Genomic DNA, 13447 nt, shown 5'->3' on the forward strand with positions numbered 1-13447 from the left:
CCTAGGCGGCTTCGCGGAGCTCCGTGACGGTCTCCGCCGTCAGGGCCGGCATGCCCTGGTCGACGAGGTCGCGGCGGGGGCAGTTGCCACGCCCGAGGATGGCCTGGATGCGGCGGACACAGGAACCGCAGTCCGTTCCGGCCTTGCAGGCCGAGGCGATCTGGCGCGGCGTACAGGCACCCGCGTCCGCATGCTGCTTGACCTGCTTCTCCGTGACACCGAAGCATGAGCAGACGTACACGCGGTTCACCTCCCGCCGAGATCGATAAGGCTAACCTAACCTTACCCGGCGGGCCTGAGCCTCAAAAGCCCTGGATACGACGATGGGGCGCGGATCACATGGATCCGCGCCCCATCGTCGTAGGTACCTACCGACTGATCACGTCACTGGTCGCGGTACATCTCCGCGACGAGGAACGCCAGGTCGAGCGACTGGCTGCGGTTGAGGCGCGGGTCGCAGGCCGTCTCGTAGCGCTGGTGCAGGTCGTCGACGAAGATCTCGTCGCCGCCGCCCACGCACTCGGTGACGTCGTCACCGGTGAGCTCGACGTGGATGCCGCCCGGGTGGGTGCCGAGTGCCTTGTGGACCTCGAAGAAGCCCTTGACCTCGTCGAGCACGTCGTCGAAACGGCGCGTCTTGTGCCCGGAGGCGGCCTCGAAGGTGTTGCCGTGCATCGGGTCGGTGACCCAGGCGACGACCGCGCCCGAGGCGGTGACCTTCTCGACGAGCTCGGGGAGCTTGTCGCGGACCTTGTCGGCGCCCATGCGGACGATGAAGGTGAGCCGGCCCGCCTCGCGCTCCGGGTCGAGCCGGTCGATGTACGTGAGCGCCTCGTCCACCGAGGTGGTCGGGCCCAGCTTGATGCCGATCGGGTTCGCGATCCGCGAGGCGAACTCGATGTGGGCGTGGTCGAGCTGGCGGGTGCGCTCACCGATCCAGACCATGTGGCCGGAGGTGTCGTACAGCTTGCCGGTGCGCGAGTCCGTACGGGTCAGGGCGCCCTCGTAGTCGAGCAGCAGCGCCTCGTGGGAGGCGTAGAACTCGACGGCCTTGAACTCGGCCGGGTCGGTGCCACAGGCCTTCATGAAGTTCAGCGCGTTGTCGATCTCCCGCGCCAGCTGCTCGTAGCGCTGGCCCGAGGGGGACGACTTCACGAAGTCCTGGTTCCAGGCGTGCACCTGGCGCAGGTCGGCGTAGCCACCGGTGGTGAAGGCGCGCACCAGGTTGAGCGTGGAGGCGGAGGCGTTGTACATCCGCTTCAGGCGCTCGGGGTCCGGGACGCGGGACTTCTCGTTGAAGTCGAAGCCGTTGACCGAGTCGCCCCGGTACGTCGGCAGGGTCACGCCGTCACGGGTCTCGGTGCCCTTGGAGCGGGGCTTCGAGTACTGGCCGGCGATACGACCGACCTTCACCACGGGCACGGAGGCCGCGTAGGTGAGGACGGCGCTCATCTGGAGCAGCGTCTTGAGCTTGGCCCTGATGTGGTCGGCGGACACGGCGTCGAAGGCCTCGGCGCAGTCGCCGCCCTGGAGCAGGAACGCCTCGCCACGGGCGACGGCTCCCATCCGGGCGCGCAGCTGGTCGCACTCGCCGGCGAAGACGAGCGGAGGATACGACTCGAGGTCCGCGATCACATCGCGCAGAGCCTCGGCATCGGGGTACTCGGGCTGCTGCGCCGCGGGCAGGTCTCGCCAGGTCGCCTTGGCGACGGCGTGGGTATCAGCGTTCACGGTCACGCGCACAACATTACGGGGTCCTTCGCCCGATCTCGTCCCCCTGCCCAGTGGCTGAGACGCGCGCCCGAAATGTCCGTCGGCGATCTTCACGCCTTCGGGTGGTGTTACCCTCTGGCCCGTTTCACAAGTTGATAGTCGAATCACAGGGGTGGGCGTGACCCAGGGGCACCGCAGGGACCGCAAGAAGAAACGACTCATGTACGGAGCGGCGGCAGCGGTCGTCGCCACCGCCACGATCGGCACCATCGCGGTCGCCTCGCCGAGCCTGCTCGGCGCGGCGGGCGACGCCAAGGTGCCTGCTGGGGACGTTTCCCTCCAGTCACAGTTCGCAAACGCGGCGCGCGAGTTCGATGTGCCGCAGAGCGTGCTGATGGCGGTGTCGTACAACCAGACCCGCTGGGAGTCGCACGACGGCGAGCCGAGCGTGACCGGCGCGTACAACGTCATGGGTCTGACGAAGGTCGACCCGGAGGACGTGCCCCAGCAGGTCACCGACGAGCAGATCGAGCACTTCAACGGCAGCGGCAAGGAGGAGTTCGAGAAGAACTTCGACCGCGAGAAGGTCCGCAGCATCCTGGAGAAGGCGCTCGTCGACACGGACGACCCCAAGCTCCACACCCTGGACAAGGCCGCCGAGCTGATCGACAGCTCCACCGAGGCCGTCCAGAACGACACCAACGCCTCCATCCGGGCCGGTGCCGCGCTGCTCGCCGACTACCAGAAGCAGGCGGGCGCCGAGCTGTCCGAGGAGCCGGGTGACTGGTACCCGGCCGTGGCCCGCTACGGCCAGTCCTCCGACCGGAAGGGCGCCGATCTCTTCGCGAAGCGCGTCTTCGAGTCGATCAAGACGGGTGAGCGGGAGCTCACCGTGGACGGCGAGCAGGTCGCCCTGCCGGCCGACCCCGCTGTCGAGCCGGTCAAGCCGGCGAACGTGCCGCTGGCGGCGAACTTCGCGAGCACGACGGCGGCCGCGCTCCCCGAGTGCCCGCAGAACCTGCAGTGCAACGTCAAGCTGACCGTGCCCAACTCCGCGGGGACGAAGAACTACACCGCGGGTGACCGCCCCAACCAGGGCGTCGACATCCGTCAGATCGTCATCCACGACACCGAGGGCCCCTACGACGGCTCGCTCAGGGTGCTCACCGACCCGACGGGCGGTGGTAGCGCGCACTACCTGATCAAGGCGTCGGACGGCCTGGTCACCCAGATGCTCGAGAACAAGAACCTGGCGTGGCATGCGGGCAACTGGACGCACAACATGCACGCCATCGGCGTGGAGCACGAGGGCTTCGCCATCAAGGAGGGCAGCTGGTACACGGAGCCCCAGTACCGGTCCTCCGCGGAGCTGGTGAAGTTCCTGGCGACCACGTACAAGGTGCCGCTGGACCGTGAGCACATCATCGGCCACGACGAGGTCGCGCTCCAGACCGACGGCGACCTCGACAAGCTGCACTGGGACGCCGGCCCGTACTGGGACTGGAACTACTACATGTCCCTGCTCGGCGTCCCGCAGGGCGACAAGGGCGCGGGGGGCCTGCTCAAGGCCGGCCAGGTGGTCCGCGTGGTGCCGCCGTTCACCACGGCGAACCAGCCGAAGCTGACGTACTCGGAGAAGGTCGACGGCGTCTGGTACACCCGGAACGCCTCGCCGCGGCCCTCGAACTTCGGCTACCTCTACACCGAGCCGTCGACCGCTTCGGCAACCCTCACGGACCCGTACTTCTCGTCCCTGTGGACGCACGGCTCGAACTACGGCAACAAGGTCCGCGCCGGCGGCCTCTACGTGGTCGCCGAGGCCCAGTACAACTGGACGGCGATCTGGTACGCGGGCAAGAAGGCCTGGTTCTACAACCCGGGCGGCCAGTACACCGCGCCCGTGAAGACCGCCACGACGGTCAAGGCCGCGTCGGGCTCGGCCAAGATCTACGGCCGCTCCTTCCCGGAGACCGCCGCCTACACGGCAGCGGGCCTCACCAAGCCGGGCGACGAGAACGACCCGCTGACGAAGTTCTCCCTCCCCGCCGGCCAGGCGTACGTGAAGGCCGGTCCGGCGGTGAAGGGCGACGACTGGTTCGGCTCCGCCCAGAAGAACGTCATCGGCAACACGATGTTCGTGCCGATCCGCTACCACCACAAGATCGTCTGGGTGAAGCAGAGCGAGATCACGGAGGCCACCGGCGCCACCCCCGTCGCCACGAACAACCGCTACAACGTCCTCGCCCGGGACGCCGCCGGTGTGCTCTGGCAGTACCAGGGCACCGGCAAGGGCGCGTTCCTGAACCGGTACCGGGTCGGCCCCGGCTGGGACGCGTACAACATGATCACCCCGATGACCGCGTTCCGTGCCGACGGCACCGGTGACGCCGTGGCCCGGGACAAGGACGGCGTGCTCTGGTACTACCGGGGCAGCGGCAACCCCTCCGCGCCGTTCGCGAGCCGCCTTCGGGTCGGCGCCGGCTGGAACGTCTACGACAAGCTCCTCGGCGCTCGCGACATGAACGCCGACGGCCGGCCGGACCTGATCGCCCGCGACAAGACCGGCGTGCTGTGGCTGTACACGAACACGGGCGCCTCCCCGAACCCCTTCGCGACCCGCGTCCGGGTCGGCGGCGGCTGGAACATCTACAACGAGCTGATCAGCACCGGTGACATGACCGGGGACGGCAAGCCCGACCTGATCGCCCGCGACAAGACCGGCGTGCTGTGGCTGTACAAGAACACGGGCGGCTCCCCGAACCCGTTCGCCACCCGTGGCCAGGTCGGCGGCGGCTGGAACGCCTACAACGTCATGGTCGGCCCGAGCGACCTCGACCTCGACGGCAAGGCTGACCTGATCGCCCGGGATGCCGCCGGCGACCTGTGGTTCTACAAGAACACGAACGGCTACCCGAACCCGTACGCCACCCGCGTCCGCGTCGGTGGCGGCTGGGGCATCTACAACCTGATCGTCTGATCGGGTCTGCACGACCACGGGGCCCGTTCCCCACCGTCCGCGGTGTGGGACGGGCCCCGTTCCCGTGTCCGGCTGGGTTACAGTGCTCGCATGTTCGCGCCGCAGATCCAGAACTGGTGGTGGACCGCTCATCCGGCGGCCCACTGATCGCGCGTACACCGACTGACACGCGAAGGCCGCCCGAGGGGCGGCCTTTTCTCGTACCCGGGCCGTTCCTCTCCGTACTCCCCTCGGAAGGAACGACACACCCCATGGACCTCTCCCGTCTGCTGGACGACTCCTGCCCGCCCTTCGCCCTGCTGCGCAGGCGCACTCCCGGCCGTGACCACGACACCGTCGAGGTGCTGATCGGCCGGGTCCACGAGGCGGAGCGCCTCGCCGAGCTGCCCGTGGGCCCGCTGCCGACGCTCGCGCTCGTGCCCTTCCGGCAGATCCGGGAGCGCGGCTTCGACGTGCGGGACGACGGCACCCCGCTCTCCGTGCTCGTCGCGGAGGAGACGTACGAGCTGCCGCTCGCGGAGGCGCTCGCGCAGCTGCCCGCGCACGACGTGAGCGTCGAGGGCGGCCGGTTCGACGTCTCCGACGAGGAGTACGCGGGGACCGTCCGCCGGGTCATCGACGAGGAGATCGGCTCGGGCGAGGGCGCGAACTTCGTCATCCGGCGCACCTACACCGGCGAGATCCCGGGCTTCGGCCGGGCCGACGCCCTCGCCCTGTTCCGGCGGCTCCTCGCGGGCGAGCGGGGCGCGTACTGGACGTTCGTCGTGCACACCGGCGACCGGACGCTCGTCGGGGCGAGCCCCGAGGTGCACGTGCGGATGACGGGCGGCACGGTCGTGATGAACCCGATCAGCGGCACGTACCGCTACCCGGCCGGCGCCGCCCCGACCCCCGAGGACCTGCTCCCCTTCCTCGCCGACCGCAAGGAGACCGAGGAGCTCTCCATGGTGGTGGACGAGGAGCTCAAGATGATGTGCACGGTCGGCGACATGGGCGGGGTCGTGATCGGCCCGCGGCTGAAGGAGATGGCCCATCTCGCGCACACCGAGTACGAGTTGCGGGGCCGTTCCACGCTGGACGTGCGGGAGGTGCTGCGGGAGACGATGTTCGCGGCGACCGTGACCGGGTCGCCGGTGCAGAACGCCTGCCGGGTGATCGAGCGTCACGAGACCGGCGGACGCGGCTACTACGCGGGGGCGCTCGCCCTGCTCGGTACGGACGAGAACGGGGCGCAGACGCTGGACTCGCCCATTCTGATCCGGACCGCGGACATCTCCCCGGACGGAAGGCTGCGCGTACCGGTCGGCGCGACGCTCGTCCGGCACTCGGACCCCGCCGGCGAGGTCGCCGAGACGCACGCGAAGGCCGCCGGGGTGCTGACCGCGCTCGGGGTGCGGGAGGGCCGTCCGGCGGCGGGCACGGCGGAGGCGCCCGCGCGCCTGGCCGACGATCCGCGCGTACGGGCCGCTCTGGACGCGCGGCGGGCCGATCTGGCGCCGTTCTGGCTGAAGATGCAGGTGCGGTCGGCGGAGCTGTCCGGGCATGCGCTGGTGATCGACGCCGAGGACACGTTCACGGCGATGCTCGCGCACGTCCTGCGCTCCTCGGGCCTTGAGGTGTCCGTCCTGCGCTACGACGAGCCGGGGCTGCGGGAACTGGCCCTCGCCCACGAGGGGCCGGTGGTGCTCGGCCCGGGCCCCGGTGACCCGGCGGACGCCGCCGACCCGAAGATGCGCTTCCTGCGCGGTCTGACGGCGGAGCTGGTGCGGGACCACCGGCACGGTCTGCTCGGGGTGTGCCTGGGGCACGAGCTGATCGCCGCGGAGCTGGGCCTGGAGATCGTCCGCAAGCGGACCCCGTTCCAGGGGGCCCAGTTGCGGATCGACCTCTTCGGGCAGGAGCGGACCGTCGGCTTCTACAACAGCTTCACGGCCCGCTGCGACGACCGGGCGGCGACGGAGCTCGCCCTGCACCGGATCGAGGTCAGCCGGGACCGGGAGACCGACGAGGTCCACGCGCTGCGCGGACCGGGCTTCGCCGGGGTGCAGTTCCACCCCGAGTCGGTGCTGACGATGGAGGGGGCCGCACTGACGGCCTCGCTGCTCGCGGGCGTACTGGTCTAGGAAGCCCTCGGCACCAGGACATTCTCGCTGCGCCGCCCGGCGGTGTAGTCGAGGACGTTCCGGACCGTGGTGTCGATGATCTGGCCGACGGCGTCGACCGTGTAGTACGCCTGGTGGGAGGTGACCACCACGTTCGGGAAGGTGACGAGACGGGCCAGGGTGTCGTCCTCGACGACCTCCAGGGACTTGTCGAGGAAGAAGAGCCCGGCCTCCGCCTCGTACACGTCCAGGCCGACACCGGTGAAGCGGCCGGTCCTGAGCTCGGCGACCAGGGCCTCGGTGTCGATGAGACCGCCGCGGCTGGAGTTCACCAGGATCACGTCGTCCTTCATCGCCCTGAGGGCGTCGGCGTCGATGAGGTGATGGGTGGACGGGAGCAGCGGCACGTGCAGGCTGATGAGGTCGGCCTCGGTGAAGAGCCGCTCCTTGTCCACGTACTCCATGCCCAGCGCGAGGCAGACCGGGTTCTCGGCGACGTCCCAGCCGAGCAGGTTCATGCCGAAGCCCTCGGCGATCCGGGTGAAGGCCTCGCCGATCTTGCCGGTGCCGAGGACGCCGACGGTACGGCCCCTCAGGTCACGGCCCATCAGTCCGTCGAGGCGGAAGTCGAAGTCGCGGGTCCGGTTGGAGGCGCGGACGATCCGGCGATTGACGGCCATCGCGAGCGTCCAGGCGAACTCGGCGACGGAGTACGGGGAGTAGTAGGAGACCCGGGCGACGGTGAGGCCGAGGCGCTCGGCTACCTCCAGGTCGATGTTGTTGAAGCCCGTGGAGCGCTGGGCGATCATCTGGGTGCCGCCGGCGGCGAGGGTCTGCAGGACCTTGTGGTCGAGAATGGCGTTGACGCTGGTGGAGACGATCTCGTACCCGGCGGCGATCGGCGCGGTGTCCTCGGTGAGGAACACGTCCAGACAGCGGACGTCGTGGTGCCCCTCGAACGCCTTCTCGATCAGGGGCTTCTCGTCCGCCTGCACGCCGAATGCCAGGATTTCCACGGATTTCCCCTAGAAGCGCTAGAAGCGGTGATGGGCCGGATATGCGCGGTCTTCGCGAATATACGGCCCATCAGGTCTCCGCGCCCGGTGCGGGGCACTCCTCGGGGCCACTCCTCGGAGCATGCCTCAGGCGTCGTCGAGCCCGCGCTCGATGGCGTACCGGACGAGCTCCACCCGGTTGTGGAGCTGGAGCTTGCCGAGCGTGTTCTGGACATGGTTCTGGACGGTGCGGTGCGAGATCACCAGGCGCTCGGCGATCTGCTTGTAGCTGAGCCCCTTGGCGACGAGCCGCAGGACCTCGGTCTCGCGCTCGGTCAACTGCGGGGCCTTCGGTTCGTCGGCGCCGGCCGCCGGGGCGGGCTCGGAGGCCAGCCTGCGGTACTCGCCGAGGACCAGACCGGCGAGGCCGGGGGTGAAGACGGGGTCGCCGACGGCCGTCCGCCGCACGGCGTCCGTCAGTTCCGCCGTACTGGCCGACTTGAGGAGGTAGCCGGTGGCACCGGACTTGACCGCCTCCAGGACGTCGGCGTGCTCGCCGCTCGCCGAGAGGACGAGGACCCGCAGCGCCGGGTGCGCGCCGACGAGCTCCTTGCAGACCTGGACGCCGGGCTTGACCGGCAGGTTCAGGTCCAGGACGAGGACGTCGGGGCCGGCCGCCGTGGCCCGGCGCACGGCCTGCTCACCGTCGCCCGCCGTGGCGACCACGTCGAAGCCCGCCTCCGCGAGGTCGCGGGCGACCGCGTCCCGCCACATCGGGTGGTCGTCGACGACCATCACCTTGATCCGCTGCCGGTCGGCCTGCTGCTCGCTCATCTTTCCTGTCCTGCCTTCCCCCGTGGAACCGTCAACTCGACTTCCGTGCCCTGCCCCGGGACCGAGATCAGCTCGGCCGAGCCGCCCAGGTCCCGCAGTCTGCCCCGGATGGAGAGGGCGACCCCCATCCGGCCCTCGCCCTCGGCCTGCGCGAGGCGGCCCTCCGGGATGCCGGGTCCGTCGTCCCGGACGGTGACGATCACCTCGTCCGTCCAGTCCTCGACCAGGATCCAGGCCTGGGCGTCCTCGCCCGCGTGCACCCGGACATTGTCCAGGGCGGCGCCGACGGCGGCGGCCAGCTCGCGGGCGGCGGGCGGCGGTAGGAGGACCGGCGCGCCCGGCTCGGAGAGGGTGACACGGGCCCCGGCGCGCGGCGCGAGCAGGAGGCGCAGGTCGACGGGGGTGTCCTCGTCGGGCTCGTCGTCCACCTCGACGACCCGGACCACGGCCCCCTCCGACTCGTCCTCCGAGACCAGGCTGGGCCGGGCGAGACCGCCCGCGACGAGCGTACGGAGCGCCACCTCCTGCTCCCCCGCCATCCGGCCGAGCTCGGCGGCCTCGCCGCCCAGCGCCGTGCCGCGCCGCTGCACCATCGCGAGCACCTGGAGGACGCTGTCGTGGATGTCCCGGGCCAGCCGCTCGCGCTCCCGCGTCGCGGCCTCGATCTCCAGGGCGCGGGCGAGGGTGCGCTCGGAGGCGCGGGCCACCTCGACGACGTACCCGATGGCGATGGAGGCCACCCAGACGAGCAGCACGTTGTGGAGGGTGTCCCGGCTGGGGTCGCCTCGCTCGACGATGTTGGCGACGGCGACCAGGGAGGAGGCGACTCCGGCCCAGCGCCAGCCGCCCTTGATCGCGAACGCGAGGACGGAGCCGGCGGTCCATATCGACGGCAGGGTGGGGCCGTCGACCGTCTGGGCGTGGGCGTCGGCGAGCGGGGTGAGCAGGATGCCGACGAGGGCGACGGTGAGGTCGGCGCCGAGGAAGCGCTTGGTGCAGCTGGCCGCGTTCGCCACCCTGGGGAGGGTCGCGAGGGTCCAGACGCACATCACCGCCAGATAGACGACGGCGATCCAGGGCCGCTCGTACCGCTCCCGCCCGAAGGCGAAGAGCAGGACCGCGTAGATCATCGTCAGGACGCGGTAGCCGGTCAGAGCCCGCCACAGCGGCTGCTCGACCGACATGCGCACGACACGCTCGCGCTTGGCCATCTCCCCCACCACCCCCGACACCCCTAGGGGGTGTCCTGCCCGGTCCGCGTACGCGCCGGTCCGGTCTGCATACGCGCCGGCCCGCTTACGCGCCGGACTCTTCCCGTGCCGCGATCTCGGCCTTGACGGCCTCCTTGGCCGCCTTCTCCGCGTCCGCGATCTGCCGCTTGGCGGCGGTCGCGTAGATGTCGACGTACTCCTGGCCGGACAGCTTCATGATCTCGTACATGACCTCGTCGGTCACCGAGCGGAGGATGAAGCGGTCCCCCTCCATGCCCTGGTAGCGGGTGAAGTCCAGCGGCTTGCCGATCCGGATACCCGGGCGCATCAGCTTGGGGACGACCTTGCCGGGCGGCTGGATCTTCTCCGTGTCGATCATGGCGACCGGGATCACGGGCGCGCCGGTGGCCAGGGCCACCCGGGCCAGACCGCCGGGCTTGCCCCGGTAGAGCCGGCCGTCGGGCGAACGGGTGCCCTCGGGGTAGATCCCGAAGAGCCCGCCCTTCTCGATGACGTCGATGCCGGCCTTGATCGCCGCCTCGCCGGCGCCGCGGGCACCCGAACGGTCGACCGGGAGCTGGCCGACGCCCTTGAAGAAGGCGGCGGTGAGCTTGCCCTTCACCCCCGGGGAGGTGAAGTACTCGGCCTTCGCGATGAACGTGACCTTGCGGTCGAGGACGGCGGGGAGGAAGAAGGAGTCGGAGAAGGAGAGGTGGTTGCTCGCCAGGATCGCGGGACCCTCGGCCGGAATGTTCTCCAAACCCTCGACCCAGGGCCGGAAGGCAAGCTTCAGGGACCCTCCGATGGAGAACTTCATTGCGCCGTAGATCAACTCGCCATGCCTTCCGTGTGCCGTGGCGACGACTTTATCCCGTACCTGCCCACGGCCCCCGCTACGGCCCTGGTCGGTGTCGGTCCGGTCGCGTACCGTGAAGGTCCTTCCCCATTTTCCGTCGCTTCGGCGCACCCGAAGTCGAACGAACAGGAGACCCCGGTGCCGGTCCTTCCCGGAGCCGAGCCGTACCGCCACGAAGGCGGAGAGGTCGGCGTCCTTCTCTGTCACGGATTCACCGGTTCCCCGCAGTCGATGCGCCCGTGGGCCGAGTATCTGGCCGGCCGCGGGCTCACCGTGTCACTGCCGCTGCTGCCGGGCCACGGCACCCGCTGGGAGGACCTCCAGCTCACCACCTGGCGCGACTGGTACGCGGAGGTGGACCGCGCCCTGCGCGAGCTCCTGGACCGGTGCGAGACCGTCTTCGTCATGGGCCTCTCCATGGGCGGGGCGCTCACGCTGCGGCTGGCCGCCCAGCACGGTGACGCGGTGCGCGGCATCGTCCTCGTCAACCCGGGCAACAAGGTGCACGGCCTGGCGGCGCACGCGCTGCCGGTCGCCCGGCACCTGGTCCGCACGACGAGCGGCATCGCGAGCGACATCGCCAAGGAGGGCGTGACGGAGGTCGGCTACGACCGGGTCCCGCTGCACGCCGCGCACTCGCTGCGCCAGTTCTTCCGCACGGTGGACGCGGAGCTCCCGCAGGTCACGCAGCCGCTGGTGCTGCTGCACAGCCCGCAGGACCACGTGGTGCCGCCGGCCGACTCGGCCCGCGTCCTGAGCCGCGTGTCCTCGACGGACGTCCGGGAGATCCTGCTGGAACAGAGCTACCACGTCGCGACGTTGGACCATGACGCGGAGCGGATCTTCGAGGAGAGCTGGGCGTTCGTCGAGCGCCTCGCCCCGAGTCCGGTCGACGGGAAGAGGAGCAGCAGCGGTGGCTGATCAGCAGGACGGCGGCGAGCGGGAGCCGCAGCCCATCGACGAGGAAGCGGCGTGGGCCGCGATCGTCGCCGGGTACGGGGACGAGCCCGCGGATCCCCCGGGGGCGCGGCCGTACCGGCCGATCGAGAACCTCGCGCTGCCCGAACCGGAGGACGAGCCGGCGGGGCCGGATGCCGAGAAGGGGCCGGGCCCGAGCACGAAGCCGGGGGGTACGGAGGCGGGGGCCCCTGCCGGATCCGCCGAGGCCGGCGCCGACACCGAGTCGGGAGCCGATTCGGGTCCCGAGGCGGGCACGTCCGGGACCGGGACCGGGACCGCGTCGGACGGCGAATCCGGTGCCGGCACGGGCGGCGAGCCCTCGGGCGATGCGGGCCGGAAGCCGGAGGCCGGAGCGGAGAAGCCCGCGCTGGGCAGCTCCGTCGTCTTCGCCCCCGGGGTGCGCCCGAGCGGCCCGCGGGACTACTCCCCGGCCGAGCCGGAGCAGGGCCCGGACGGCTCCGAGGAGGGACACTTCGTCCCGCCGGAGCCCCCGCCGCTGCCGGAGGCGGACGCGACGACCAAGTTCGCCTGGCTGGGCGTGGTCGGCGGTCCGGTGCTGATGCTGGTGGCCGTCCTGCTCCAGTGGGACATGACCTGGTGGCTGACGACGCTCTGCGTGGGCGGCTTCCTCGGCGGCTTCGCGACCCTGGTCGCGCGCATGAAGCACGACGACGATGACGACGACGGCTTCGGCGACCCGGGCCGCGGGGCGGTCGTCTAGACCCCCTGATCCCCTCGTCGCCGAAGGCGCCTCGCGGGCTTCGCACGGCCGCACGTCGCCGTCAGGTCACCGCAGGCACACGGACCGCCGCCAACACCGGCAGGTGGGCTACTCCCCTCGACGCCGCCCTCGCACCCCTCGGCGCCGAGGGCGCCTCGCGGGCTTCGCACGGCTGCGCCGGACTCCGTCCGCCGACCGCGCGGCCAGGGGCCCGCAGGCCGCACGTCGCCGTCAGGTCACCGCGGGCACACGGACCGCCGCCAACACCGGCAGGTGGTCCGTGGCCGTCTTCAGGTCCTTGGGGTCGAGGTGGGGTGGGACCCCGCAGCCGAGGAACTCGATGCCCGGGGTGGCCAGGATCGCGTCGATGCGCTGGTGCGGGTCGGCCGGGGTCGAGGTGTACTCACCGCCCCAGGGGCTGACCGCCCAGCCGTCCCGGAGCTCCGTCGCGAGCCGGGTGAAGGCGCGGCCGCCGGGCCGTTCGTTGAGGTCTCCGGCGACCAGGGCGTACGGGGTGCCCAGCGCGGCGACCCGGTCGAGGACCACCCCGGCCTGGGCGTACCGCTCGTCGTCCCGCAGGCTCAGGTGGCAGCTGATCAGCCCGACCCTGGCCCCGGCGAAGCGGACGACGGCGGTCGCGAGGCCCCGGCGGTGCAGGCCGGGGGTGAGCGGCAGCAGCACGTCCTCGGTGCGTTCCACGGTGGCCCGCAGGGAGCAGAGGAGCATCGGTCCCGCCGCGGTGGCGCCGCCGCTCAGCATGACGAGCTCGCTCTTGGCGGCGAGCCGGGCCGCGTGCTTGCGCCAGCGGAAGAAACGCGGGGCCTCCTGGACGAAGACGAGGTCCGGGGCGCAGGCGCGGATCACCCGGGCGAGGGCGTCCTCGTCGTCGCGCATCGAGCGGACGTTGTAGCTCAGGACCCGGAGGACGGCCGAACCGTCCGCTTCGGTGCGGGAGTTGGGCAGCTCGCTGATCGCCATGGCAGCCAACATACGACGACCGCCCGCCGCATCCGAGAGGACGCGACGGGCGTATGCCGTACGACTAGGGAGCGACGATGGCGGCAACCATCGGTTGAGC

Annotated in this window: 12 protein-coding genes; 5 read left to right on the forward strand and 7 right to left on the reverse strand. The window is 71.0% G+C overall.

Annotated elements, in window-relative coordinates:
* Position 1 precedes the first annotated feature (1 nt).
* Together ACFWWU_RS13875 and ACFWWU_RS13880 are read right to left on the reverse strand one after the other, a co-directional pair.
* The gene (locus ACFWWU_RS13875) at positions 2-250 is read right to left on the reverse strand and encodes a bacterioferritin-associated ferredoxin (RefSeq protein WP_384143784.1); all 249 of its coding nucleotides are present in this window, start codon (positions 248-250) and stop codon (positions 2-4) included.
* Between the two features lie 134 nt (positions 251-384).
* Positions 385-1731 (reverse strand): class II 3-deoxy-7-phosphoheptulonate synthase, encoded by a 1347-nt coding sequence (locus tag ACFWWU_RS13880; protein WP_317601835.1) that lies wholly within the window; start codon positions 1729-1731, stop codon positions 385-387.
* A gap of 202 nt (positions 1732-1933) precedes the next feature.
* Here ACFWWU_RS13880 and ACFWWU_RS13885 point away from each other — a divergent pair, with 202 nt between their 5' ends.
* The 3 genes from ACFWWU_RS13885 to ACFWWU_RS13895 all read left to right on the forward strand — a co-directional run bounded on the left by ACFWWU_RS13885 (position 1934) and on the right by ACFWWU_RS13895 (position 6813).
* A complete protein-coding gene (locus ACFWWU_RS13885; protein WP_384143948.1) occupies positions 1934-4690 on the forward strand; it encodes an N-acetylmuramoyl-L-alanine amidase in 2757 nt (918 codons plus the stop codon).
* 90 nt (positions 4691-4780) lie between these two features.
* Positions 4781-4837, forward strand: a complete 57-nt coding sequence (locus ACFWWU_RS13890; RefSeq protein WP_071892416.1) for a trp operon leader peptide — start codon at positions 4781-4783, stop codon at positions 4835-4837.
* 104 nt (positions 4838-4941) lie between these two features.
* Positions 4942-6813, forward strand: coding sequence for an anthranilate synthase family protein (locus ACFWWU_RS13895; protein ID WP_384143787.1), 1872 nt, complete (start codon positions 4942-4944; stop codon positions 6811-6813).
* Here the strand turns inward: ACFWWU_RS13895 and ACFWWU_RS13900 are convergent.
* The 4 genes from ACFWWU_RS13900 to ACFWWU_RS13915 form a co-directional block, all read right to left on the reverse strand.
* Entirely contained in the window at positions 6810-7808 is a 999-nt protein-coding gene (locus tag ACFWWU_RS13900) for a 2-hydroxyacid dehydrogenase (protein WP_384143790.1), read from the reverse strand. The genes ACFWWU_RS13895 and ACFWWU_RS13900 overlap by 4 nt on opposite strands.
* A gap of 126 nt (positions 7809-7934) precedes the next feature.
* Complete coding sequence (locus tag ACFWWU_RS13905; RefSeq protein ID WP_384143793.1) at positions 7935-8621, reverse strand: response regulator; 687 nt, start codon at positions 8619-8621, stop codon at positions 7935-7937.
* Positions 8618-9832 (reverse strand): MacS family sensor histidine kinase, encoded by a 1215-nt coding sequence (gene macS, locus ACFWWU_RS13910; RefSeq protein ID WP_384143796.1) that lies wholly within the window; start codon positions 9830-9832, stop codon positions 8618-8620. The genes ACFWWU_RS13905 and macS overlap by 4 nt, the downstream gene beginning before the upstream one ends.
* 85 nt (positions 9833-9917) lie before the next feature.
* On the reverse strand, positions 9918-10649 hold the full coding sequence (locus tag ACFWWU_RS13915) for a lysophospholipid acyltransferase family protein (RefSeq protein WP_384143799.1): 732 nt from the start codon (positions 10647-10649) through the stop codon (positions 9918-9920).
* 177 nt (positions 10650-10826) lie between these two features.
* On the opposite strand from ACFWWU_RS13915, the gene ACFWWU_RS13920 reads away from it, so the two are divergent.
* Together ACFWWU_RS13920 and ACFWWU_RS13925 are read left to right on the forward strand one after the other, a co-directional pair.
* Positions 10827-11609 (forward strand): alpha/beta hydrolase, encoded by a 783-nt coding sequence (locus ACFWWU_RS13920; protein WP_384143802.1) that lies wholly within the window; start codon positions 10827-10829, stop codon positions 11607-11609.
* Positions 11602-12369, forward strand: coding sequence for a hypothetical protein (locus ACFWWU_RS13925; protein ID WP_384143805.1), 768 nt, complete (start codon positions 11602-11604; stop codon positions 12367-12369). Before ACFWWU_RS13920 ends, ACFWWU_RS13925 begins: the two co-directional genes overlap by 8 nt.
* A gap of 231 nt (positions 12370-12600) precedes the next feature.
* On the opposite strand, the gene ACFWWU_RS13930 is transcribed toward ACFWWU_RS13925, so the two are convergent.
* Entirely contained in the window at positions 12601-13347 is a 747-nt protein-coding gene (locus tag ACFWWU_RS13930) for an endonuclease/exonuclease/phosphatase family protein (protein ID WP_384143808.1), read from the reverse strand.
* Positions 13348-13447 lie beyond the last annotated feature (100 nt).

The organism is Streptomyces sp. NPDC058650, assembly GCF_042717315.1.
Taxonomy (GTDB): domain Bacteria; phylum Actinomycetota; class Actinomycetes; order Streptomycetales; family Streptomycetaceae; genus Streptomyces.

Excerpts from the sequence above, each read along its gene's own strand:
- ACFWWU_RS13885 (WP_384143948.1), top strand. The coding sequence starts at position 1,934 with ATGTACGGAGCGGCGGCAGCGGTCGTCGCCACCGCCACGATCGGCACC.
- ACFWWU_RS13895 (WP_384143787.1), top strand. The coding sequence starts at position 4,942 with ATGGACCTCTCCCGTCTGCTGGACGACTCCTGCCCGCCCTTCGCCCTG.
- ACFWWU_RS13905 (WP_384143793.1), bottom strand. The coding sequence starts at position 8,621 with ATGAGCGAGCAGCAGGCCGACCGGCAGCGGATCAAGGTGATGGTCGTC.
- macS (WP_384143796.1), bottom strand. The coding sequence starts at position 9,832 with ATGGCCAAGCGCGAGCGTGTCGTGCGCATGTCGGTCGAGCAGCCGCTG.
- ACFWWU_RS13915 (WP_384143799.1), bottom strand. The coding sequence starts at position 10,649 with ATGAAGTTCTCCATCGGAGGGTCCCTGAAGCTTGCCTTCCGGCCCTGG.
- ACFWWU_RS13930 (WP_384143808.1), bottom strand. The coding sequence starts at position 13,347 with ATGGCGATCAGCGAGCTGCCCAACTCCCGCACCGAAGCGGACGGTTCG.